This window comes from Pseudoalteromonas sp. S1727, assembly GCF_005886375.1.
GTDB lineage: Bacteria > Pseudomonadota > Gammaproteobacteria > Enterobacterales > Alteromonadaceae > Pseudoalteromonas > Pseudoalteromonas haloplanktis.
This window is the reverse complement of record NZ_PNDT01000028.1, coordinates 39,230-64,929: the sequence shown is the minus strand read 5'-3', so window position 1 is coordinate 64,929 and position 25,700 is coordinate 39,230. Positions and strand designations below refer to the sequence as shown.

The following is a 25,700-nucleotide window of genomic DNA, read 5'->3' as shown; positions in this document are numbered from 1 at the left end:
TCCTAGTTAAGTTTGTTGATCCGCTGAGCGACGCTCTCGTATTCTCGCTGAAACTTACTAATCATTTTTTTCAACTTACTAACACTTCGGCCCAATCTCGACGAATTAATCATGGCGTATATTGTCGCAATCGGCGCTACGAGCAGGATAAATAAACAAAATAACGCAATAGGGAAAAAGTGAATGTTATCTAAAATAAATGGATATTGCTCGAGTTGCCAAAGAGTATTGGCGGGTAAAAATTCTTTCATTGCGCGAAAGTAATCTCGTGGTTCAAAATATGCTGTGCAAGCGGCTGCGATAATACCCAGTAGTATAGTTAAACCCACACCTTTACTCATGCTAAATTCAGTCACAGAGCTTGATTGATAATTAAGTTGCTTAGTTATGTTATGACAATACTCCCGGTAACGCTCGTTGTAATGCGTTGTTTCCAAGTTGCTGTAGGCATAAAAAATCCAATCACCTAAATCAACCGAGCCAATAATATCTTCACTCGCATTTAATGTATAAATTTTTCCGCTTGCTGTTGATAGGGTTAACTCTCCGCTCAAAGAGGTGTGCCTATTTCTGTATGTGTCCGTGTGTACGGTTTCATTCGTGTCTACATGCACACCACCACGGTATGTCTCAGTGGTGTAAGTTCTCGTTACTGTACGTTCTGATTGTGAACTTTTAGCGTCTTGAGATTTATCGATTACTTTACCGAGCATCGTTTGATGGAATATTTTACCTGACTCGTTGCGCCCCAATATATTCTTATGTGTATAGGTATTATTATACTCGCTGCTAAATTCACGCATTAGCTCTGTTTCAAGCTCTGCAATAGACGAAGGTTTAGTAACGTGAGCTACGTGTTCATTATTGCTGGACAAGTGAGCTGTTTTTTCAGGCGAGTCACTCGTGTTGTGTGGTTGTTTTTCACCGCATTCATAACAGTGCAGAGCCTCACTACTTATACGTTTTTGACAACCACTACACATTATATCTGCATTAGTGTGGGCACGAGATAGCCTATCGTAGCCCAGTTGATGTTTACTGGTAGATAAAATTTGCTCAGCAACTTCTTTCGCGTAATTATAGAATGTATATTTTTTTAGTTTTTCTTTTTTATTACGCCTTATTTCCATGAACAGTATACCAATGAGCACTGGTAGAGTTAATAACGTGGCGTGGAGAAATTCAAGCTCAGTAAAACACAGTAAACCGATCATCATGACAAGGCTAATTATAAACCACAAACCCGTGCTGCCCTGATACTTATCATTCACTGCACTATCCCAGCTTCGGCGTTGGCTACTTGCAAAATGCGCAGTGACGATTGGATAAAAGTCATTATTTAGGACTTTACGCTTTGCTTCTTTTGTCGCTATCTTATGAGTTAAAAAAAGCTGAGTTGGTTGGAATACGGTAATCGTGTCGCCTTTTTTCAAGTCAGCTAGAATTTCTTTTTCGGCATCGATATTAAATTGATGCATAACACCATTTTTGTCTTCAACTTCTAACCACCAAAACCCGTACAGCATATTATCGTTAGCGTTTTTATATTGGCGTTTATAGTAAAACATCGACTTGATAATACCGGTAAGCATTTGAGCATCCGGTGAAATCTTTTTCAGTTTATCTAAAACCCCAGGGTGAATGTCTTCAACTGATAACAGTTGAGGTTTTTCATTAAGTTTTTCTCCACAATCAGCACAATGATTATCGGTTACATAAATAGCTTGCTGGCAATGTTGCATATTAATCTCTTAGTGAATTTACTGACGAGTAAGGTTGATTGTTAACTGTTGCTCACCTGCATCAAGCTGATGCCAGCGGCGATAAGTTTTATAGCCCGGTGCTGAAACTTGAATATCATAGCTACCTGTTTTTAAACTGATCCCAGGCTGATATTTAGGGCCAATATTCATAATACGCACTGTAAAGTCGGCGGCATTACTTTGTACCGTTAACTTTGTTTTTTGGCTCATCACATCGTTTCGTTTTTGTTGTTGCTCAGCGCTTAAGTTGGCAGTGTCATGTCGTAAAATATCAATACTTGCTAGCGTATGACTAAGGGGGCTAAAGCGTTGGTAAATATTAAAGTATTCTTCAAACTTTAATCCTAGCGGATGCAGTAAAGGCTGAGCGTGTAGGGTCCAACGAATGGCAAAACTAAATACCGGGTTGCTTGACTCTTCTACTTTTTCTAAAAAGTAATTAACAGGGCTTTGGGTATCTTTAGTAAAGCTATTGGCTACAAACATCACAGGTATAATTAAAATAAGCGCTGGCATTAGCAACTTTTGCAAAAGAGTAAGCGCAGAAAAGCGCGGTTTTTGTTCCTGAGGTTTAATGAGCTGCCAAAGTTTTAATGGCAACTTACTGAATGTTAAGCAGATCAAAAATAATGAGAGTGACATTGAAATGGGCGGAATAATCACAGAGCGTAGTGCTTGTTTACCGTATTGAGCAAACTCACCACCGTCAGCAAATTTTCCTTCTGAGCTGTTTAACATCGCCATATATTTGTCTGTACGTTTTGCTATGTTTGGGTCAAGCACATGCTCTTTAAAGCTTTTTTTGTTCCAGTCTGCGCGAATATTCTTAACATAAAGATCCCCCATTCTATCTGCAATACGTGACTGGATTTGTGGGTGTAATTGAAATTGCACCCAGCTTAAATTGGGCTCGAGAGATAAACCCCGTTGGGCCATTTCTTGGCGCCATTTGGCGTTAGCTTGGGCGGTAACCTTGGTATGTACAGCGGCTGCAAACGTTGTACGTTGTGCAATGGTCCAATTATCAGGTAAGTTTAAGCCTTTGCTTTTAAAGTGAGCACGCAGTTTTTTAGCGGTGGTTTCATGGCTTCGAAAAACCATCAAATTATCTATAGTAAATGGATACCCTGTTTCTTTTTCAAACATGCGATGAAAATTAGGGTGTTGTAAAAAGCGCACTTGATAATGATCAGGATCGTCGGTGTACTTATAGCGCTTATCTTTTATTCCGCCGTCGCCACCTACTGCAAGGCTTGCTGCTTGCAAAGCGGTATAAACTCCCCCTGTTAATACACCCATTAAAATGCTGTTTGCGGTATTTTCGGTCATTGAAATGTCTTCAACAATCAGCCAATAGTCAGGCTCGATGTAGCCTAATCCAGCTTTTAAAATATCGCTTCTATAATCTGCATTTGCACGTTCATAACAACGGTTTTTACGATCTCTTTCGCTACTTTTATCATAGCGATCGCTGCATTTGTTTATCCGCTTGTGGTAGTCATAAATTTTAGGGCCATATTTTTGTGCCCGTGCAGAGGCTTTCGCAATGTGCGCTTTTTGCGCCTTTTGATATTGCCCCCAGCCATCGTTAATTTCTTGCTCAACTTGCTGCCAGTAACCTTGCTCGCGTTCATTGATGGTGGCTAAGGTATGGTTATATTGCTTACTCCCTTTTGCATACGCCTTGTACTTTTGCACGAGCTCATCATACAGCTGGCTATAATCCTGGTAATGTTTATCAAAGTCTTGATATGCTTTTTTCTGTACAAATGCAGCGATAATTCTACGCTTGTCTTGTTCAATATTGTCTGACAGCGCTGCATCGCTGTAGAGTAATCCACCAAAAAGCGCTAAAAAGGTGAGGTTTTCTGAGCTTTGTAAATTTGCAGAGTCGTAATCAAGGCCATTCACCTTAATTGTATTCATTGCTAGCGCATCTCTTAGCGCCGCGCTGTAAGTCGCAAATTGTCGTTGTTCAGCTGTTGATGGCTCAATTAATGTTTTTTCAATTAGGTATTTTTGACCATAAAATACCACGGGCCAAACTAAACACACTAACGCCACAAATGAGATAATACCGCGGCCAAATTTAGCCACCATAGGTTTTGGTAAAAAGTCGGCTAATAATAGCGCAACACCGACTCCTGATACTGCCCTACCATAAATTTCTAAATGCTCTAAGTCTTTAGCATCGGGTGTACCAAGGCCCACTAAGGACACCAATTGGGCGTTAAAAATCGCTTCTGGAATTAAATACAAAGTGGCGAGAATGAGTAATAAAGCGCGCCACCAAAAAGGTTTAATGTTTGTTTTCATTGTATATGCTTATTATTTCTTACGTAATTCAAGTTCAATAACAGGGTCGGTTTCTAAATTAAACGCTTCATCTGCTTCTCGGCTGCCAATTTCAAGGTTTGGTACTGGCGTAGCGGATTTAGTGGCTGTTTTTTTAGGAATATAAGATTCAGTGGCGGTTGATTTAAGCGTGTTGCCAACAGCGGGGTAAAGTTTGTTTTGCGCGTAATTGGCTAAATCGTCTAAACGTTCAAGGTCGAGATCTGCGGGCATACTGGCAATCAATTTAGCGTTGCTATCTGTGGTGTAAAGGGGCTTTACAGTGGGTAATTCAAATACAGAGCAAAAACCATATACGGTATCATCAATAATGACTGAGTCAGGGCGATATTGTTTACTTTGTGCTAGTAAGGTTTTTTCGTGGTAGTCATGGCCATTGATAGAGTATGTAGCTATAGGAATGCCGCTTCGTTTTGCTGCGTATTTTAGTGTGTTAGCTGACTGTCTATAATGTCGAATATCAAGTACATAACCAAAATTGCGTTTTAACTGCTTTTTAAGTTTGTCGAGTCTGACTGGACTGTCATAGCGTGTCACTCGATGTCGACGGCTACCATATGCTTGTATACTTTCAAGCTGTTCTTTATTACGTTCATAAATAGGGTCGCTTCCTGCGCCTTTTTTTAAATCGGCTGCTAGTTTTTGCAGTGAGGCTTTTGCTGGTGATTGAATATACGCTAAGTAAATATCAGGGTTAATATTTCTCATGCGAATCAAGTTACGCATTTCTAAGCTACTAAAAAAGTAATTATCAGAGCCTAAATATTTAAACGCCAAGTAATCAAGCATTTTTAGGTCGTCTACCCCTGCACGCGATTTTATTTCAATGTTTAATTTTTGGCCGGGTTTGCTCGCGCTTGAAAAGGCACTTGCTAATTGTTTAAATGACGGGGGGACACTGCTGGTTAGCATGCCTGAGTCTTGATCTCGCTCCCGTAAATAGCCCCATTCTTTTTCATAGCGAATGGATTCTATTTTGCGTTGTTTGTTATCAATAGTGCCGGTTTCGCGTCCTGTGCGTGCGTCGTGATGGACAACCCAGACATCGTCACGGGTTATTCGAACATCAATTTCTACCACATCAAAGTTATTATCAATAGCATCTACAACAGCATTAATTGAATTTTCAGGGTATCTGATTGAGCCGCGATGGCTTTGTAATTGAAAGTCACTACATTGACGCTGTGCTATATAGTTAATATTGCCAATTTCAGTTTCGTAAAATCCCCTTGCTGCAATCGCATCAGCACGCGCTTTTGTAGCCGTAATTTCGGTGATAGTCAGTTTTTGAGCGGGTTCAGACGTGGTACTTTGGCACGCAGTTAAAAATAGGCAGCTAATAATGAAGCTAAAAAAGAGTGAATTTTTATAAGAGAATATGTGCATCGGGCATTAAATAAGCCGAAAGGCCGTCCTTATATTAAGAAAAACAACATGAAGAAAAATGAATAATATATTAATGGGTGGGTAGTTTTAAAGTAATAACTCAAATAAACACAAATGTTTTCATTTATGATACAAGCTGTTAGATTAATTCTATGTAAAAAAAAGGAGCTGACATGATCGACTTTCGAAAAAAAATAACCCCTGCCCGTCAGGTGCGTACAACGCCTAATTTGCAAACTGCGCTAGAAAGCGATCGTGGTCGTATAATTAATAGTGCGGCTATTCGCCGCTTACAGCAAAAAACGCAGGTTTTTCCGCTCGAACGTAACGCAGCAGTGCGCTCTCGCTTAACTCATTCCCTTGAAGTACAGCAAGTTGGCCGCTTTATTGTGCAACGTATTTTTCATTATCTAACCGAACAACAGCAGCGTGAATATGGTCTAATTGGCTTAGAGCGCCCTTTAGAAAGCCTTGTTGAAATGGCGTGCTTGATGCACGATATAGGTAACCCTCCCTTTGGTCATTTTGGTGAAGCGGCAATTAACCAGTGGTTTCAAGAAAACTTATCGTCTTTGACACCTGCGCGCTGCGCTGATCCGCACACCGGAATTGGGGTGATCTTTAAGCATTTAGCACAAGACATCAGTCACTTTGAAGGCAACGCGCAAGGGGTTCGTATTGTACATTCATTACTATCCCTTAATTTAACTTACAGCCAAACCGCTGGGATTTTAAAATACACCCGCCCAGCGAGTATGGCGAAAGAAGAAATACCACGTGATAAAAATTATTTAATGAAAAAAGTCGGCTTTTATTACAGTGAAAAAAACTTTGTCGAGCAATTACAAAAAGAGCTCGAAATAGATCCACAATGTCGCCATCCGGCCAGTTACATTATGGAAGCCGCTGACGATATTTCATATTGTTTAGCAGACATTGAAGATGCGGTGGAAAAAGGCATTATTAGTGTTGAACTACTATGCGATAAACTCAAACTACATTATAAAAAAGCCCTCATAAATTTTACCATTGATGAAGAAGAGCCCCAGCAGGTGGTTGAAAAAGCGGTTAATTATGCATTGGAAAAGGCTAAGTTACAGCCGTACAACTTTAACAGTGAGTTTTTTATTTACTTACGCGTAAGCTTGTTGCATCCCTTAGTTAATTACGCCGCTAAACGTTTTATAGATAATATTGAAGCGGTTTATCATGGTGATTTTAATCAAGCATTGTTAGAAGACAGAAGTCATTTGCATGCTATTACCAGTACGCTAAAACAAGTGGCGTTTGAGTATGTGTTCTCACACAAAGAAGTGGGTAAATTAGAGCTACAAGGTTATCGTATTATTACTGGTTTATTAGCTTGCTATAAACCGTTGCTACAATTAAGTCACGATGATTTTAAACGAGTGATCAAAGGCGATAACCGTTTTTTAATTGAAACACGGTTACTGCAAAAGTTATCTAAAAAGCATTTAAATACCTATTTGCATGCGATAGATGCAATGCAAGCTGAGCCTGATCATGTGATTGCGTATGAATTTTATTATCGCTGTCGCCTAATTCAAGATTACATAAGTGGTATGACTGATCAATTTGCCTATGATGAATACCGGACTTTAATGGTTATTGATTAGAAAATTATCGGCTAGATTAATTTGCACAGTCCTATTAAACTGAGTTTATTATGTGACTTTGTTTAATAGACCTATGATGACTTACTTATCACGGCTTAGCCTTTTTATTTTACTTACTTGCAGTTTTAATAGTTTTGCAAAATACAGCGAAGCTATGTGTATTTTGTATAAACAACAAATGCAGCAATACAGTGATAACACCAGTAGTCGTAGTTATCGCAATGCTGCTAGAGATTTTGAAAAAAACTGCAGTAACCCACCGCCAGTAGAAAAAACGCAAGCACCGGTAACACAACCAAAAAATTCACTGTCAGAGCCTGTTACTGAGCAAGCTGAAGACAGTAAGTCAATAAAGTCTGAACAAGCGAATGTGGCTGTAAACCCCCTTGACAGCAATACCGAACAAAGCGCTGTTCAAGTAGAGCAAAGCGAAGCCGAAACACCGAGCAAAGTTGTTGGTACATCAACACCTGTGATAGAGCAACGTGAAGTTACAACCACTGTGGCAGAACTAAGTGATGAACCAGTTACTGAGCAAGATGCAGCGCCTGTAAGCGTTTTACCTCCAGTGACACCAATAAATACCGACCTTACCAATAACGATGCGCAAACGGGAGCATTATTAATACCGAGCTTGCTGTTATTAGCTGTATTGTTATTAGCTGGGTTATTGCTGCTGCGTTTACGTGCCAAAAAGAATCCAGCACCTGAGAGTATCAAAGGCAATCAAGAGAGCATGGCTGCAGTATCGAGCACTACAGAGAAAAAACCCAGTAAGCCAATCGCACCAATAGTGAATGATGAGAGTAAATCAATTACAACGCCACAGTCTATAACACCACAGCCTGTAGCCGATATTGCGAATGAGCCTGAGCCACAAAAGGCTGTGGAAGATTCTGTTAACCAAGAGCAATTGACGCAACGCCTGTTAAGCAGTGTGCATGACTTTAAAGAGCCTGAGGTACGGACGTTTGATCCAGATGCTCCATTACCAGGGCAAAAAGCTCGGCAAGAGAGTAACAAGCAAACCAGCGATAAAGTCATTACAAATGACACGGAGCTCACAGTAGATACTGCAACACTGGCGCCTATTTCAGAGCCCGATAATGAAACTAATACAGATATAAATATGTTTGCGGCTAATAATTCTGAACAAGAAATTGTCACTGCGGAACAAGAGGAAATAACTCAGCTTGAAAATGATGAGGACGTAGCACACCTACTTAACAATAAACAGGAAGCTAAGCTGACAGAGGATTCTTTTGATCAAATTCCTGATAATACCGACCTAGATAACGATGATAATGTTGCTAAAGCCTTAGCGGCACTTAATGAAGAACTTGCTGCTGAGCAACAAGGCGATAACCATACAAGTATTGACGAGCAACATGCGTCATCCAGTAGTGAGCGAAAAGCGAATCCATTTGCTAACTTATCGCTGGATCCGAGCTGGGATCCTAATTCGACAGAAAAGCCGACCATAGCGCCGAAAAAAACGGTGCCTAAATCAGCAAAGTTAATCGCTGCCGAAGAACGAGCAAAGCAATTAAAAACGGACGATGAATAACTGCCCCGCATGTATTAGCTCGCGTTTCATGTGGTGAATAAGTTTATCTTGATCGTTTTTGGGCTGGGCTTAGAAGTGATTTTTTCGTGTCTCGCCAATGAAAAAGCACAACGATAATAACCATTAATAAACAGCTCAGTGCAATTACTATTAACGGTGACACTTGCTCTAGTAAACTTATTTGTGTTTGTTGGTTGAGCTGCTTCCCTAAAAAATCAAGAGACTGTGACTGGTGTTTGGGTAAGGTTATTTCAAATGCTTGATCATTAGGGTGTGCTTCTGTACGTGTTGGATTGTTGCTTGGCAGCTCGCTTAGCAGCTGCTGTGCAGCTATATCTTTGGCGCACCAAACAGCTAAATCTTCACCGTGTAGCTGAACATTGCAACGTTGTTGTGGTTGATATACTTCATACCATGCAGTCTGTTTTTGATAGCGGCGAGAAAAATATGACTCAAGTGTTAAACCTGTTAGGGGAGAATTTACTAACTCAGCTAATAGTGGTGCCTCTGTTAGCGAGGTGTCTGTAGATTTTAATGATTGCTGTGCAGTACTTGCTATGCTGGGCGCTACGGCTAAAACCGATAAACTCAGCACCACAGTGAGAAAAATCCATTTTTTCATTAGTTTACGTCCTGTAAAAGATGAGTATACAGCCTACCAGTATTTTTAACGGAAGCCAAATTTATAGGTACAGCTAAGTCAATAATGACAGTTCTGATTGCATAATCACCTGGCTGTGCTAACTTTTAACGGTATTAAATTGGCATATTTTAACCATATCCCACTAGGGTTTTAGCAAAATACACAGCATTTAACAGGATAATTAGAATGAAAAAGTCATTGTTGGTAGTAAGTTTAACTATGTTACTTAGTGCGTGTTCTTCCTCACCACTGAGTGTAGATACCACTGAGCAAACGAAGGATGGTTTATCAAAAGTTGCAAATGCGAAAATGAATATGGCCTACGTTAAAGCAGGCACTGATTGGAGCCGTTTCACGAAAGTTTATTTTGCGCCCGTTATCGTAACTAACGAACACCCAGAAGGTTATAAAGCCCCGCGTATTGACCGCCGTACTGAAGGTTTTGATGCTACCTATGATTTAGATGCAAACGCACTGAGTAAGCTGGCCGATGCGTTTAATCAAACTATAAGCTCAGTGTTTAATGATGAGCAGCCTTACCAATTAGTAGCAACCCCTGATGCGAATACCTTGATAGTTGAAGCTTATGTAACAGATATACGATTAGCTGCACCGATTGAATCGAGTCGTCGTAGTTTCCAAAGTGGCGGGGCTACCTATACACAAAACAGTGGCTCTATGGTGTTACTAGCGCAAGTGAAAGACGGTAAAGATAATACAGTAATAGCAAAAGCTGCCGACCGCGGCCAAACTATGGATCAATGGCAACAAAATACGCAAGTGTTCAATATGGGTGATGTAAAAACGGTGTACCGTAATTGGGCTAATGATTTTAAAAATGCGCTAATGCAAACCCGCGCATCAGCAAATTAAATTTATCAATAAGCCCAACCAGTTATTGCTTAGCTTGAGCTTATTTAATCGCAACGTAGGTTATTTAAATCTTTAACGTTTTTGAATTACATAGCCACTAAAGCTCAGGGCTTTAAAATACAATTTAGGTGTGCTGTAACCTGCATTGTCGAGTAGCTCCGATAGGCGTAATCGGTCGAGTGGGTAGAATTCATGTTCAAAATTATGTTTCATACGTTCTACCCCAATATCAGTTAAGCCTAGTTGCTGGCAAAGAGTAAACTGCGCATCGCGCTCAAAACTAGTTTCCGGACGCATTAAATCGGCTAAATACAAATGCGCAGATGACTTTAATTGTTTAGCCACGGCTCTGAGTAGTGATTTTTTATCACCATTATCAGCTAAAAAGTGCAGTACCAATAAACATAGTGCAGCATCAAACGTGGTTGTTAATTGCGTTATGTCGCCGACATGAATCGTAACACGGTCACTAATCCCTAGATCCGCAAAGCGTTTTTGACCAATATTGAGCATATCGGTTGAAATATCTTGAGCGGTGAATTGCCAAGTTGGGTTGAGTGCGGCCAGTTCGGCAATATCTTTGCCGGTGCCAGAGCCAACGACTAAAATATGGGCATTATCGGGTAATGTTGCTTTGAGCTGCGCAGCTGTAGTGGTATGTAATAACTCATAACCTGGGACTAAACGAGTAATGCGAGAATCGTACTCTTTGGCTTCTTCATCTGTAAATGTTGGCATCAAATCAATCCTTTAAATTATTGAGATAGTTGAATAACCACCGGGCTTTTTGGCAACATGAACCTGCGTTGCAACCCGTTCGGTCATTTGTGATACATGGGAAATGACCCCCACTTTACGCCCTTGTGCTTGTAAAGAGTCAAGTGCATCCATGGCTATACTGAGCGTTTCAGTGTCTAACGTACCAAAGCCTTCATCAATAAACAAAGAATTAATACTTACTTTGTTTGAAGACAGTGACGCAAGGCCGAGTGCCAACGCCAGTGATACTAAAAACGATTCACCACCAGAAAGGGTATTGACTGAGCGTTGTTCGTCGGCCATGTCTTTATCAATGATGGCGATATCTAAGCTTTGTTCTATAGCTGTTAACTCATAGCGTTTATTCAAGGTTCGCAAATGACTATTGGCATAATGCAGTAATATTTTTAAGGTTTGCGTTTGTGCTAAATTACGCATCGTTTTACCGGTTGCATCGCCCAGCACTTTATTGAGTAGATGCCAGTGCTCTACGTGCTGTTGTAGGCTGCTCAGTTCTTGTTGTTTAGTTTGTAGGGTGTGACTGTTTTGGTTATGCTGTTCAAGCGCGGTGTTGATCTCAAGTTGCGACTTTTGCAATGTATTTTGCTGTTCGGTTAGTGTATTTAACTGCGCTGAAAGCTCATCTGCTGTTTGCTGTGGTTTATCGCTGCTTTGGTGTTGAGTATGGGCGTTTTGCTGTTGTTTTAACGCGGCATTTGCATCGACCAGGGCTTGTGTTAACAGCTCATGTTGTTGTAATTGCGCTTTGATATCCTCACTATCTAAAGTTAGTAAAATAGTGATCTGTTCGTGACTGGCATCTGCATATTGGTTTTTAAATTCACTAAACCATTGTTCGTAGCGTGCCGTCAATTCGGCTTGTTCTTGGCTGTTTTCCTGCAAGCGTTGCTGATAATTAGTCATTGTAATCGCTTGCTCATCACGTAGTTTTATTGCTTGATCATGGGCTTGTTGGCTTTGTATTAGCTGTGTTTGGCACTGTTCTCGCTGCGTTGCCAGTTTTGCTTGGTAGTCGTCTGCACTGATCTGTTCATTATTAAACAGCGCTAAGCGCTCACTTTCTGTGCTGCTATATTGCTGTTGTACTTTTGCTAAATCGTCTGATAACGCTTTTAAGGTGTGTTCGCTCTCATTAATGAGTGGCTTTAATTGCTGAGCTTTTTGCTCACTACTATCCAGTTGCTTTTGAGAGACTTCGAGCAAGTTTTGGGTGTGTTGGTAATGCTCCACTTGTTGGGCTAGTTTACTAAGATCAAGTGTGTTGCTCTGTAGTTGCAGCCAAAAGTCACTTTTCGAAAACTGTGCGTCAAGGGCGTGGGTTAGTTCATTAATGTGTAAGCTTAGCTCGTTGTGTTTGTTACTAAGTTGGCTGTGCTTATGGGTTAAATCAACATGTTGGCTATTTAATTGTTGCTGAGCGTGTTGCTCTGCTTTGAGCTTACTTTGTAACTGATTTACTTTTTCTTGCAAATCTTGTTGACGTTTTTGTACTGCAAAATACTGTGTCTTTTGTTCGTTTAGCTGAGTGTAATGTGAATCTAACTGTGCTGCGGTTAAATCATTTAGCTCACAGCGTGCACTTTGCATAGTGTTTTTAATGTCCAGTTGCCTCGCTTGCACATTTTCTATGGTCTGCTTTAGCTGAGTATGTTCTGCGACTAACACGGCATGTAGGGTCTGCTGCTGGTGCAGCTGGGTTTGCGCATTATCATAGTGCTGCTTGGCATGCGTATAATCACTTTCAAAGTCAGCGATTAAGTTATTCAATGGTTGATTCTGCTCAATTACGAATGGGTGTTCAGTAGCACCACAGACAACACATGGCTCGTTTGCTACAAGTTGGGCGCGCAAGTGCTCAACGCGTTCACTGGCACGCAATCGTGCTTGATTAAGCGCATATTCACTGTGTTTAAGAGTTTGTTCGTATGTTGCTAAATTTTGTTGCAATGCTACTTGCTGCTGTTCGCTTTGCTCCAGTTCGCCAACTAGCGTGTGCTGGCGTTGCACGCTTTGTTTTAGCTCTTGGCTAAATTGCTTATAGCGTTCCCGTTGCTCTTTTAAGTAATCTATATTCTTAAGCTGTGCGTCACATTGCTCTATATTAAATTGGCTTTGCTGTAGATTAAGCTGGTTTAGAGTGGTTTGCTCATTTGCAACGGCCTGTTCGCTGGCTGCGACTAGGCTACTTTGCGCCGCGAGTTGCTCATCGTGTTTAGACAGCTCTGTGGTTAATTGTTTACTCTGTGCCGCGGTTGTATTTAATTGCTCACGCGCGTTGATATATTGCTTAAAATTGTGTTGAAAATACGTCCAATCACTGGCTAAAGGTTTAAGTTGACTGTGTTGATTTAACCACTGCTGTTGCTCTGCATACTGTTTTACGGCAGCATCGTGAGCCGATTGGTTTTGCTTAAATTGCAATTGCAAACTGGTTAATTGCGTTTGTTCTTTTGCCGTTTGCTGATCAATGCTTGCTATGCTTTGTGTATACATAGCTAATTGGCTATCGAGATCTCGCGCTTTGGCAATGACAGGTTCGGCACTTTTTTGCTGCTGCTTAGCTATTTGCAAGGCTTCATTATGCTTTTCAAGAGAGTTAGCCAGATCTGCAATCTGTAAAGTGTGGTCAATCTTTTTTAAATCCCTTAGGCTACTATTTAGTTCATTATTTTGTGTTGTTAAGCTACTAAATCGACTGCGATTATCTTTAATTTCTAGCGCACTCTTTGCTTGTTTTGCCTGCTCACTTTGTGTTGCTATCGCAGCAACTGCTGTACTGGCTTGGTGTTGACTTTGTTGTGCATGCAGCAGAGCTTGCTCTAAGCTGTTGGCTTGCTGATACCAATTAACACCTCGTTCGGTGTCAGCGTATTGTTTTTTTGCTTGCTCAATTTGCTGTTTTAAATCAGCAAGCTGGTTGGTTTTTGCCGCAACTTCTTCTTCACTAAGTAAGGTGTAGCTGGCTAAACTGGCCTTAAGCAATGTTAACGCATCTTTTTGTTCTTGGTAGCGCTCATAAATACGCTTACCAATTAAACTGAATTTGTCTGTGCCTGTTAGGCACTCTAATAGCTGTGCTCGCTCATCGCCAGTGGCTTTTAAAAATGCGGCAAACTCGTGTTGTGCAAGTAATACAGCACGAGAAAACTGTTCAAAATTAAGGCCAATTATACGTTCGACCTCTTTACTGGTAGCACTCTTATTGCTAACAAGTAATGACTCATCTGGAAGTCTAGAAAGTTTATGCTCGGCTATTTTTAAGTTGCCATCCGCTTTGCTTCGCGCTCTAGCTATAGTGTAGCGTGCGCGATACAGCTGTTTATCTTGGCCCACAAAGTCAACTTCGGCGTAGCCTTGTCCGGTGCCTCGTCTTAATAAGTTACGCGGATCATTAAGTTTAATGGTGTCGCCATTAAAGTCTATAACATTGCCTCTATCATTGCCGAGTCTCGCCGTTTTTGCATAAAGAGCGAGGCAGATGGCATCGAGTATCGTGCTTTTACCAGCACCAGTGTCGCCGGTTATTGCAAACAAACCGGCATCTTTCAACGGGGCTTTAGTAAAGTCTATCTCTGCATCAACTATTGAGGCTAAATTATGAATGCGTACTGCGGTTATTTTCATTGTTGTTGCTCCGCAAGTTCACTTAGCAGGTCGTTGAGTAGAGTTTTTAGTTCAATAGGAACACTCTGCCCTGCCATATCTTTATTGGTTGCGAATGCTTGTTCTAATAAGGTTTGCGGGTTGAGCATTTCTACTTGGCTTAAATCTTCAAATACAGGGTTATTTTGTTGTTTATTGATTTGCCGAACTCGTTCTATCCCGCAAAATTGCACCGTTTTATTTTCTAACGCTTTTTCTATTTGTTCTCTAAAGGTGGTATCGGTATCCCCCGCACTGAGCTTAACTCTTAAATACGGGGCTTGGTTGTAATTACTGAGGTCTAAGTTTGATATTTGTTCACATAATTGTTCAACAGGAACGCACTCCCCTTCTGGCAGCAGGATAACTTCTGTTGCTCGTGGAATGTAAAGGGGGTTTACAGTCACCTCAACGTGCTTGCTACTATTGGTTGTAAATTCAACAACACATACTTGATGTTTGTAATTACGTTCAGAGAATGACATCGGCATGGGCGTACCGCTATAGCGGATCGTATCAGACTTAGCGACTTTTTGTGCTTTATGTAAATGCCCAAGCGCCACGTAACTTGCTTGGCTGCTGAAGATTTGTGCGGTCACTGATTCTTCGCCGCCAATAATTAAATTGCGCTCAGAATCACTGGAAATATCCCCTCCTTTTGCATGTAAGTGACCCATGATAATTAGTGGCGTAGTCATTGGTTTATCTTTAAGTGCGCACTCGCTACTAAGTTGATATGCCTTAGCAATGCCCTGAGCGTAATCATGGCCGTTATCAGTATTACTTAAGCTAGTTACGTCACTGGCGCGTAAAAATGGCATAGCGACGATATGAGCGTTTACGGAGTCAGTATTTATGCGGATCACCACATCATCAGGGGCACTTACATCAAAGCGCCCTACTACATGGGTATCAAATTGTGCCAGTAACGGTTTAGCGGCCATGATGCGATTTGCCGAATCATGGTTACCAGCGATAATCACTATCTGTAGTGCTGGGCATCGCTTTTTAGCATCTTTGATAAACTGATAAAGCTGATTTTCACTGCTGGCAGGTGGTGTGGCTGTGTGGTAAATGTCGCCTGCAACTAATAGTAAATCGATCTTTTCACTGAAGAGCGTGTCAATTAGCCAGTTAAAGAACTGTTGGTGTTCATTTGCACGATGATGTTCATAAAATTGCTGGCCAAGGTGCCAATCGGAGGTGTGTAAGACTTTCATGTCACGCTCTTAAAATCAGTTAAGAGCGTCAATATACCCAAGCTGAATTAAGATGCAAGGGGGAGAGTATTAATCTTTAAGCACTGAGATTATACCAAGCAAAAATCACAATTGGTAATGCCAGCAAGGCAAGTACTAAGGGGACTTTTAATGCTTTAGTTTGTTTGGCTTGTAGCACTTTTAATGCATTAGATTCGTTACAGGCTGCTACTTTATCAATATAAAAGTAGCCAGAATCCAGATACTGTTTACAACTTTGTTCATCTGCTGGAATTGCAATCAATTCTTGTTGTTTTTTTAGGATATAAAAATCCATATGTTCACCGCATTTTACTTGTATGTTGAAACATATTTGAAAGGAAAAGCCATGCTTTTTAACCCCTCAAATCAAAAAAGTGGGCGATTTTAAATACAAATGACGGTAAAGGTCAACTAAAGAATTCACTATTTAGCAATTAAACTCGAAATAGCCGAAATTAGGCTCAAAGTTACGCTTATAATCAGCAAAGTCCTGCATAAAACACGCCAATTTTTAGCCTTTTTACTTTGGGTTTAAGCTTCTGTAAACCCCCTTTACAACATGCTTACTCACAGAGACTTACTCTCATCGTTGTAACTTCTTAAAAGGGACTGCCAGAGATTGCCATTGTTGCAAAGTAATGCCTAGATATTAAGCCCCTGTGAAACGCTGAATTCTGCATCTTGAGGTGGCTTGGGTATAATCCATTTTTCTACCCTGTAAATGCGGTGGTTTATCGCTATTTTATTGAATAAAATAGCGCAGTTTGACACAGTAAGCTTACGCAAATTTAACAGGATTCATTATGAAAAAAGCAGTAATAACTTTAGGGGCTTTGTTTTTACCATTAGCGCTCTCAAGTTCTGTTTTAGCTTCTTCAGTTGAACAAACAAAAGGCAATTATGTTGATAAGTTTCGTCAACTAGATGAAGCGTTACCTACGCCAAATGTATATCGTAGTGCAGCTGGTGAGCCAGGCGAAAAATACTGGCAGCAAAAAGTTAATTACGATATTGATGTTACTTTAGATGAACAAAAGCGTCGTTTAACTGCAAGTCAAACAATCGAATATAAAAATAACTCGCCACATACGCTTAAGTATTTATGGTTACAGTTGGATCAAAATATTTTTAAAAATGATTCAATCGCTGAACGTACCGCAACCTTTAACGCTGATAAATTACAAGGTCGCCCCGACGCGCAGCCGGCAAAGTTAAGCTTAGGTCAACTTCGCCGTCAGCAATTTATGAGCGATAATGAGTTAGGTTTTACGGTCGCCAATGTTAAAGATGATAGCGGTAAAGAGCTTAAAGTAACGGTTGTCGATACGTTAATGCGCATTGATCTAAACGAGCCACTTAAACCAGGTAAAGATGTTGAGTTTAGCATGGACTTTGCCTTTAATATTGTTGAAGAAGATGCCGTTGGTGCTCGTTCAGGTTATGAGCATTTTGAAAAAGATGGTAATGACATCTTTTTACTTGCGCAGTGGTTCCCCCGTTTAGCTGCCTACACCGACTATGAAGCGTGGACTAACAAAGCGTTTTTAGGTAGCGGTGAATTTACCCTTGAATTTGGTGATTATGATGTTGAGATCACTGTGCCTGCGGACCATATCGTTTCTGCTACTGGTAAATTAGATAACGCCAGCTCAGTACTTACTCGTACTCAACGTAATCGTTTAAAAGAAGCTGAAGACGCTAAGCGCCCCGTTTTCATTGTGACAGAAGAAGAAGCACTCGAGAACGAAAAAGCAGGCACAGACAAAACTAAAACATGGCATTTTAAAGCCGAGAATGTACGTGACTTTGCATGGGCTTCATCACGTAAATTTATGTGGGATGCTAAAGGCTATCACCAAGGTGGCGATGAGCAGCCACTGGTAATGGCTATGTCCTTCTTCCCTAAAGAAGGTGGCGATTTATGGAAGAAATACTCAACTGAATCTGTGGTGCATACCATGGAAGTGTATTCACGCTTTTCGTTTGATTACCCATACCCAGTAGCGCAGTCAGTGAATGGTCCAGTTGGTGGTATGGAATACCCTATGATCACGTTTAATGGTCCACGCACTGAATTACAAGATGATGGAACACGTACTTATTCTCAAGCTGAAAAACGCTTTTTGATTGGCGTAGTTATCCATGAAATAGGTCACATCTATTTCCCTATGATTGTTAATTCAGATGAACGTCAGTGGACCTGGATGGACGAAGGTCTTAATAGCTTTTTAGATGGTGTTGCCGGGCGTGAATGGGACCACACAATCCCTTGGGGTGTTGAGCCTCGGGATATTGTGGCGTATATGAAATCTGAAAACCAAGTTCCAGTAATGACACAATCAGACAGTGTATTACGCTTAGGTCCTAATGCTTATACTAAGCCTGCCGCTGCGCTTAATATTTTGCGTGAAGTTATTTTAGGTCGTGAATTGTTTGATTTTGCATTTAAAGAGTATGCGCAGCGCTGGAAGTATAAGCGCCCTACTCCTGCTGACTTTTTTAGAACAATGGAAGAAGCATCAGGCGTTGACTTAGACTGGTTCTGGCGTGGTTGGTTTTATACCACAGATCATGTCGATATCTCATTAGACAAAGTTTACCAATTACAGCTAGATACAAAAAATCCAGACATCGATTTTAACCGCCTACGTGACATTGAAGCGGCCAAGCCTATGCCATTGTTTGTTGAGCGCAATAAAGCTGAAGGTAAAAAGTTATGGGTTGAAGAAAACCCAGATGTGACAGACTTTTACGATGCCAATGACCGCTTTACGGTTACTAACAAAGAGCGTAACTCGTACAATAAGTTCTTAAAAGGATTAGAGCCGTGGGAACGTAAAGTGTTGGATCGTGCTCTAGAAGAAGATAAAAACTATTATGTTTTAGAGTTTTCCAACCTCGGTGGTTTAGTAATGCCAATCTTGCTTGAACTAACTTACGAAGACGGCACAAAAGAAGAGCAGTACATTCCAGCTGAAATCTGGCGTCGTAATCATAAACATGTTCAAAAGCTTATTATTACGGATAAAAATAAGCCTGTCGTTTCGGTATCTGTGGATCCTCGCTGGGAAACAGCTGACGTCGATGTTGAAAATAACCACTACCCTCGTCGTATTATTCCTTCGCGTATAGAAGTGTATAAACGCGAAAAGAGTAAAGCAAAAGTCAGCCGCGATATCATGCAAGATATTAAAACTGAGCTTAAGCAAGACGATGACAAAGATGACTCGAAGGAGCAAAATTAATGCGCTTTGTGCTCATTTTTTTAGCTCTTTTAATTGCTGCGCCGACAATGGCGCATCAATTAAAAGCATCTGTAACAACGGTATTATTTAATAAGCGAACTAATAATATTGAGCTTATGCATCGTTTTTATTTACATGATACTGAACATGCTGTGGAGCACTTATTTCCTGGTAGTGCTGATATTCTAAGTAATAAAGAGGATCAGCAACGCTTTGCAAACTATATAGAGTCGCATGTAGCTTTACAGACACTTGATGGACAGCCATTAGCCTTGCAGGAGGTGGGGTCTCAAATAGATGGAAAGTTTTTTTGGGTTTACCAAGAGGCACCCATTCCTAAAGATATTAAAGGAATTCGCATGAGCCATGGTGCACTTCGTGATCTATGGCCGGCACAAGTCAATATGGTGAATGTTGAAGGTAAAGGTAAAATAAAAACTTTGCATTTCAGCCAAGATGACACCTGGCTTGAAGCCCGATTTGAACCAGTGGCTAAAACGAGTAATTAATTTAACGTGTTATTTCCCAACCGACGCGCGCAGTAGTTTTGTGCGCGTTTTTTATTACTTTTCTTTATTAAACACTAATATGTTTCTTTTCATATCCAATTACTTAAACTATCTTATAAGAAGTTATTTGGATGAGAATGAAATCATATACAAGGAGCGATATGAATATGCATCAGAGCTTGATTGCTGGGGTCATTTTTGATTTAGATGGTACATTGATGTCATCGGAGTTAGACTTCACTTTGATAAAGGCACAGCTTGGCTGCCCTACAGAGCTCGACTTACTTAGTTTTATTGCACAGCTTCCTTCCCCCTATATGCGAGAAGAAGCAATGAATATTGTTCACCAGCATGAGCTTATAGATGCTCAGCACGCAACCTTACTACCTGGCGTGGCACAGGCTATTAGGCAGCTAAAAGAACAAGCAATACCGATGGCCATTGTAACGCGCAATTATAACCGTGCTGCTGCACTTAAATTAAAGAATAACCCATTGCCAATCCAAACGGTACTAACCCGCAGTGATGCACCGGCAAAACCTGATCCTAGTGCCCTGAATGCAATTGCAACGTTATGGGGAATCGATCAGCAGCATATACTTTATGTTGGTGATTATCTTTATGACATTCAAGCTGCACATAATGCCAATATGCGAGCTTGTTTATATGCGCCGAGTGAAACTCCGACATACGCCAGTCAAGCTGATTATATTTTAAAACACTTCTCTGAATTACCAGAATTAATAAATCAGTTAAGTGAAACGCAGCATCAATCATTGACCTCACAATCGATTGTTTGATGAATTTTACAGGTTATGTTAAATAGCGTGTTGTTTTACTTTTATTAAACCCAAGTCATTAAAAATTAAATATCAAATTGTAATTTTGCAGTCATTTAATCACTAGCTGAAAACAGCGTGAATTGTTAAAATAGCGTCAATATCGAGTTTCCAATAGAGGCATAAGATGGGCAGAGCATTTGAAGTCCGTAAAAACGCCATGGCAAAAACAGCCAATGCGAAAACTAAAGTTAATTCTAAATACGGCAAAGAAATTTACGTCGCTGCAAAAAATGGTGAACCAGATCCAGAAGTAAACCAATCTCTAAAACGTTTAATTGAACGTGCCAAACGAGATCAAGTTCCTGCGCATGTAATCGAGAAAGCAATAGAAAAAGCGGCCGGCGGTGCGGGGGAAGATTATTCACCTGCCCGTTACGAAGGTTATGGCCCAGGAAATTGCATGGTGATTGTTGATTGTTTAACGGATAATCCAAATCGTACTATTAAAGATGTGCGCTTACCATTTACTAAAACAGACTCGAAAATAGGCACTCCAGGCTGTGTTGCTCATATGTTTGATCATTTAGCTGTTTTAGGTTTTGCAGGTGATGATGACGAAGTCGTGCTCGAGGCCTTAATGATGGCCGATGTGGATGTGACAGACGTTGAAGTCGAAGAGGGTAAAGTGTCGGTATTTGCACCGCACACAGAGTATTACAAAGCAAAAACTGCGTTAGAAGATGCATTTGCAGACATTAACTTTGAAGTTGATGAAATCACCTTTGTACCGCAAGTCCATGTAGAAATTACCGATGCAGATGACATCGCCAATTTCGAAAAGTTTATTACCATGCTTGAAGATTGTGATGACGTACAAAATGTTTATCACAACGCCACGGTGATTAGTTAAGGGTAGCTGCGAGTTTACCTCGCGATAATAAGATTATTCGCGGTGGTGAAGATATCACTGAAAGCGCATTATTTTTAATGCGCTTTTTTGTTGGTTACTGAATGTTGGCTATTCATGTGAGTGATGGTTAAAAGGAAATTTAAGCAAAAAAAGCCAGCCCGAAGGCTGGCAATATGACACTAACAAACTCGAAGGGGAGTTATTGTTGCGCTTTAAACTTTATACGAAACGCATGCAATAATGGTTCAGTATAACCACTAGGTTGTTTAACCCCTTCTAACACAAGGGCTAGCGCGGCTTGATAAGCAATGCTGTTCGCTAAACTTTGCTCAGAACCAGCCATAGCTACGTACCCTGTATCACCTTCATTTTGACCATCTACGACTTTTGCCATTTTTGCCATGGTGCTCTCTATTTGCGCTTGCGTGCACACGCCATGATGCAACCAGTTAGCCATATGCTGGCTTGATATACGTAAGGTGGCTCTATCTTCCATTAAACCAATATGATTGATGTCTGGCACTTTAGAGCACCCTACGCCTTGGTCAATCCAGCGCACCACGTAACCTAAAATACCTTGCGCATTATTATCAAGCTCGGCTTGAATATCTTCTTTGCTTAATGTGCTTACATCTGCCAGCAAGGGGGGGGTTAGTAATTGCGCTAAGCTTGCTTGCTGGCGTTGTGAAATGGCTTTTTGACAAGCAGATACATCTACATCATGGTAATGCATCGCATGTAAGGTAGCCGCAGTAGGGGAGGGCACCCAAGCCGTATTTGCTCCAGATTGCGGGTGAGCGATTTTTTGCTCCATCATTAGCGCCATTTTATCGGGCATTGGCCACATTCCTTTACCTATTTGTGCGCGACCACTTAAACCTGTTTGTAAGCCAATATCTACATTGCGATCTTCATACGCTGCTATCCATGGTTGTTGTTTAATTGCTGCTTTAGGAAGCACCACACCTGCAAACATTGAGGTGTGGATCTCATCCCCGGTACGATCTAAAAAGCCAGTATTTATAAAGACAACGCGTTCTTTGGCGGCCGCAATGCATGCTTTTAAGTTTACTGATGTGCGACGTTCTTCATCCATGATCCCCATTTTTATTGTGTTTTTAGGTAGGTGTAGAAGTTGCTCTACACGGCTAAAAAGGGTATTGGTAAAGGCCACTTCTTCTGGCCCATGCATTTTTGGCTTTACAATATTAATGCTAGCTGCGCTGGAGTTCTTTACAGGACTATTGCCTTGTAAATCATGCAAAGCGGCAGTGACAGTGATCACTGCATCCATGATGCCTTCAAAAATATCGCGGCCTTGACTATCTTGTATTGCAGGATTTGTCATTAAGTGGCCTACATTACGCACAAACATCATACTGCGGCCTTTTAAGGTTAATGATTGGCCGTCAATCCCACTGTAGTGGCGATCTGGAGCCAGTGAGCGCTTAATGGTTTTACCTTCTTTAGTGAATGATTCAACCAATGTGCCTTTCATTAAACCAAGCCAATTTTGGTAAACCTGCACTTTGTCTTCACCATCAACAGCCGCAACTGAGTCTTCACAGTCCATAATGGTTGTTAATGCAGCTTCAAGCACCACATCCTTTAACCCCGCTTTGTCGGCGTTACCAATAGGGTGGTTATGATCTATTTGTAGCTCAATGTGCAGGCCGTGGCTGATCAACAAAATAGCGGTTGGGTTTTGAGCTTCACCTTGAAAACCAACGAGTTGGGCTGGTTGTTTTAGCCCTGTTTGCGAACTATCTCGTAAGGTGATGAAAAGCTGCCCATTGACAACCGAATAGTTGGTACTTTCAATATGTGAGCCATTTTCAAGGGGGATAGCTTTATCTAAGAATTGTCTTGCATAGGCCATTACTTTAAAACCACGAACGGGGTTATAAGTGCTGCCTTTTTCGGCGCCGTCGTCTTCACTTAGTACATCAGTGCCGTATAAAGCGTCGTATAACGAGCCCCAGCGAGCGTTTGCTGCGTTTAGCGCAAAGCGTGCATTACTAACCGGCACAACGAGCTGTGGGCCAGCCATTAGGGCTATTTCTGGCTCTACATTATCAGTTTCAATGCAAAAATCAGCAGGCTCAGCAACCAAATAGCCGATATCAGTTAAAAACTGTTGATAGTGCTCTGCATCCCAGTGTTTGTGAGTACTATGATAGCTGTCAATCTGGTGTTGAAGGTCATCACGTTTAACAAGTAACTGGCGGTTAATAGGGCTTAAATCATCAATAATACTGGCAAACCCTTGCCAAAAATGTTGTTCGCTTATTCCTGTGCCCGGCAGTAGTTGTTGGTTAATAAAGTCGGCTAATTGGTTATTGACCGTTAATCCATATTGGCTGTGTGTGAGAGTCATGATCGGTATCCTTTAAACGGTTATGATATTTCAATTATCACGCAATTAAATTGTACATGTTGCAACCATAACGCAAATAAAGTGATTTGCATGCTTTTTAGTCATTCATAAAATATATAGCCAGCATAATAACTATAAATTTACTAAATCTGAAAAAACGGCCTAATGTTGATTTAAGCGCTACGGAGCATGAGCTCTTTAGCCTCTCTCACACACTAATTATTTAGATTAACCCGTTCAAAGGATTTTTATTATGACTACTTATCAACGTGAAACCGATTCGTTAGCAACACTTTGTCAAGCGCAAGGTAAGCAATGGCAAGCTATTAACCCTGAATATGCCAGTCGTATGCGTTTACAAAACCGCTTTCGTACAGGGTTAGAAATAGCACAATTCACCGCAGACATTATGCGTGAGGACATGGCCGCTTATGACGCCGATACGAGCCAATACACGCAATCACTTGGTTGCTGGCATGGTTTTACTGCGCAACAAATGATGATGGCAATTAAACGTCATCAAAAAACCACAAAGCGCAGCTACGTATATTTAAGTGGTTGGATGGTGGCGGCGCTTCGCTCTGAATTTGGCCCGTTACCAGATCAAAGTATGCATGAAAAAACGTCAGTGCCGGCGCTAATCGAAGAAATTTATACTTTTTTAAAGCAAGCAGATGCTCGAGAACTTGATCACTTATTTAAAGATCTTGATAACGCAAAAGCAAGCGGTGGTGACGTACAAGCCGTACTTGATAAAATCAATAATTTTGAAAGCCATGTGGTGCCAATTATTGCCGATATTGATGCCGGTTTTGGCAATGAAGAAGCCACTTATCTACTTGCTAAAAAAATGATTGAAGCAGGGGCGTGTGCAATTCAAATTGAAAACCAAGTGTCTGATGCCAAGCAATGTGGCCATCAGGCTGGTAAAGTAACCGTACCGCACGAAGACTTTTTAGCAAAAATTAATGCGGTACGTTACGCATTTTTAGAGCTGGGTATCGATAACGGGATTATTGTAGCGCGTACAGATTCACTTGGTGCGAGCCTGACACAAAAGGTACCAGTATCAAAAACTCCAGGGGATTTAGCGAGCCAATACAATGCATTCCTAGAAACTACGCCAATTAATGGGGTAGAAGACTTAAACGAAGGCGATACAGCAATGAAGCTGAACGGCCAATTATGTAAGCCAACACGTCTTGAGAATGGCCTGTATCAATTTCGTGAAGGCACAGAAAAAGACCGTGTGGTACTTGACTGCGTAACCAGCTTGCAATCAGGCGCTGACTTATTGTGGATTGAGACAGAAAAGCCACATGTTAAACAAATTGCTGAACTAGTAAACCGCGTTAAAGAGCAAGTACCCGATGCTAAATTGGTTTATAACAATTCACCATCATTTAACTGGACCCTGAAATTCCGTGAGCAAGTTTATCAACAATGGCTTGATGAAGGTAAAGACCTTTCAGCTTACCCAAGTCTTGATGACAATAAAGCATTAATGGCACCTGAAATGGATAACACTGAACTTGCTAAAGCCGCTGATGTATTGGTACAAAACTTCCAACGCGATGGCGCAAGAGAAGCGGGTATTTTCCATCACTTGATTACCTTACCTACTTATCATACTGCTGCATTAAGTACTGATATTCTATCTGAAGGTTATTTTGGTGACTTAGGTATGTTGGCCTATGTACGTGACGTTCAGCGTCAAGAAATCCGTCGTGAGCAGGCGTCAGTGAAGCATCAAGACTTAGCTGGGTCGAATATCGGTGATACACATAAAGAGTACTTCTCAGGTGAGAATGCCCTAAAAGCCGGTGGTGAAGCAAACACCATGAATCAGTTTTAAGTTTCAGGTTATTCCAACTCAACAATGTTACAAAGGGCTTTAGGGCCCTTTTTTAATGTGTACAGATCAGTATTTAACGAAGTACAGATCAGTATTTAACTAGCTGCTACTTTTTATCATTATTATGGATCAGAG

The 25,700-nt window shown here is 40.9% G+C and carries 17 protein-coding genes; 8 read left to right on the top strand and 9 right to left on the bottom strand.

All coding sequences use genetic code 11. The annotated features are described in order from the left end of the window. Window positions 1–2: 2 nt before the first annotated feature. The 3 genes from CWB85_RS08940 to CWB85_RS08930 are packed head-to-tail and all read right to left on the bottom strand — an operon-like array spanning window position 3 to window position 5,504. Window positions 3–1,742, bottom strand: coding sequence for a hypothetical protein (locus CWB85_RS08940; RefSeq protein ID WP_138554676.1), 1,740 nt, complete (start codon window positions 1,740–1,742; stop codon window positions 3–5). 18 nt (window positions 1,743–1,760) lie between these two features. Further along, the gene (locus CWB85_RS08935; RefSeq protein WP_138554675.1) at window positions 1,761–4,079 is read right to left on the bottom strand and encodes a carboxypeptidase-like regulatory domain-containing protein; all 2,319 of its coding nucleotides are present in this window, start codon (window positions 4,077–4,079) and stop codon (window positions 1,761–1,763) included. 12 nt (window positions 4,080–4,091) lie between these two features. Then, the gene (locus CWB85_RS08930; protein ID WP_138554674.1) at window positions 4,092–5,504 is read right to left on the bottom strand and encodes a glycerophosphodiester phosphodiesterase; all 1,413 of its coding nucleotides are present in this window, start codon (window positions 5,502–5,504) and stop codon (window positions 4,092–4,094) included. Between the two features lie 173 nt (window positions 5,505–5,677). On the opposite strand from CWB85_RS08930, the gene dgt reads away from it, so the two are divergent. Both dgt and CWB85_RS08920 read left to right on the top strand, forming a co-directional pair. Then, window positions 5,678–7,141: a dGTPase gene (dgt, locus tag CWB85_RS08925; RefSeq protein ID WP_138554673.1), complete on the top strand. Its 1,464-nt coding sequence runs from the start codon at window positions 5,678–5,680 to the stop codon at window positions 7,139–7,141. A gap of 73 nt (window positions 7,142–7,214) precedes the next feature. Continuing rightward, a complete protein-coding gene (locus CWB85_RS08920) occupies window positions 7,215–8,708 on the top strand; it encodes a hypothetical protein (protein ID WP_138554672.1) in 1,494 nt (497 codons plus the stop codon). Window positions 8,709–8,751: 43 nt separating this feature from the next. On the opposite strand, the gene CWB85_RS08915 is transcribed toward CWB85_RS08920, so the two are convergent. Further along, entirely contained in the window at window positions 8,752–9,330 is a 579-nt protein-coding gene (locus tag CWB85_RS08915; protein WP_138554671.1) for a hypothetical protein, read from the bottom strand. Window positions 9,331–9,537: 207 nt separating this feature from the next. Between CWB85_RS08915 and CWB85_RS08910 the strand changes: the two genes are divergently transcribed. Beyond that, window positions 9,538–10,224: a DUF3313 family protein gene (locus CWB85_RS08910; RefSeq protein ID WP_016706495.1), complete on the top strand. Its 687-nt coding sequence runs from the start codon at window positions 9,538–9,540 to the stop codon at window positions 10,222–10,224. A gap of 72 nt (window positions 10,225–10,296) precedes the next feature. Here the strand turns inward: CWB85_RS08910 and CWB85_RS08905 are convergent, their stop codons facing one another. From CWB85_RS08905 to CWB85_RS08890, 4 genes are all read right to left on the bottom strand, one after another. Next, complete coding sequence (locus CWB85_RS08905; protein ID WP_016706494.1) at window positions 10,297–10,962, bottom strand: class I SAM-dependent methyltransferase; 666 nt, start codon at window positions 10,960–10,962, stop codon at window positions 10,297–10,299. Between the two features lie 12 nt (window positions 10,963–10,974). Continuing rightward, the gene (locus tag CWB85_RS08900) at window positions 10,975–14,628 is read right to left on the bottom strand and encodes an AAA family ATPase (RefSeq protein ID WP_138554670.1); all 3,654 of its coding nucleotides are present in this window, start codon (window positions 14,626–14,628) and stop codon (window positions 10,975–10,977) included. Continuing rightward, window positions 14,625–15,866 carry an exonuclease SbcCD subunit D gene (locus CWB85_RS08895; protein ID WP_138554669.1) on the bottom strand — a complete coding sequence of 414 codons (1,242 nt, stop codon included), beginning with the start codon at window positions 15,864–15,866 and terminating at the stop codon, window positions 14,625–14,627. The genes CWB85_RS08900 and CWB85_RS08895 overlap by 4 nt, the downstream gene beginning before the upstream one ends. A gap of 76 nt (window positions 15,867–15,942) precedes the next feature. Continuing rightward, window positions 15,943–16,182 (bottom strand): hypothetical protein, encoded by a 240-nt coding sequence (locus CWB85_RS08890; protein ID WP_016706491.1) that lies wholly within the window; start codon window positions 16,180–16,182, stop codon window positions 15,943–15,945. A 508-nt stretch (window positions 16,183–16,690) separates the two neighbouring features. Between CWB85_RS08890 and CWB85_RS08885 the strand changes: the two genes are divergently transcribed. The 4 genes from CWB85_RS08885 (at window position 16,691) to CWB85_RS08870 (ending at window position 21,333) form a co-directional block, all read left to right on the top strand. Next, on the top strand, window positions 16,691–19,132 hold the full coding sequence (locus CWB85_RS08885) for a M1 family metallopeptidase (protein ID WP_016706490.1): 2,442 nt from the start codon (window positions 16,691–16,693) through the stop codon (window positions 19,130–19,132). After that, the gene (locus CWB85_RS08880) at window positions 19,132–19,641 is read left to right on the top strand and encodes a DUF6702 family protein (protein WP_138554668.1); all 510 of its coding nucleotides are present in this window, start codon (window positions 19,132–19,134) and stop codon (window positions 19,639–19,641) included. The genes CWB85_RS08885 and CWB85_RS08880 overlap by 1 nt, the downstream gene beginning before the upstream one ends. 161 nt (window positions 19,642–19,802) lie before the next feature. Beyond that, on the top strand, window positions 19,803–20,441 hold the full coding sequence (locus CWB85_RS08875; protein ID WP_138554667.1) for an HAD family hydrolase: 639 nt from the start codon (window positions 19,803–19,805) through the stop codon (window positions 20,439–20,441). Between the two features lie 166 nt (window positions 20,442–20,607). After that, window positions 20,608–21,333, top strand: coding sequence for a YebC/PmpR family DNA-binding transcriptional regulator (locus CWB85_RS08870; protein ID WP_016706487.1), 726 nt, complete (start codon window positions 20,608–20,610; stop codon window positions 21,331–21,333). Between the two features lie 199 nt (window positions 21,334–21,532). Here the strand turns inward: CWB85_RS08870 and CWB85_RS08865 are convergent, their stop codons facing one another. Further along, window positions 21,533–23,710, bottom strand: coding sequence for a malate synthase G (locus CWB85_RS08865; protein ID WP_138554666.1), 2,178 nt, complete (start codon window positions 23,708–23,710; stop codon window positions 21,533–21,535). 253 nt (window positions 23,711–23,963) lie between these two features. Here CWB85_RS08865 and CWB85_RS08860 point away from each other — a divergent pair, with 253 nt between their 5' ends. Continuing rightward, a complete protein-coding gene (locus CWB85_RS08860) occupies window positions 23,964–25,565 on the top strand; it encodes an isocitrate lyase (RefSeq protein ID WP_138554665.1) in 1,602 nt (533 codons plus the stop codon). Window positions 25,566–25,700: the final 135 nt, after the last annotated feature.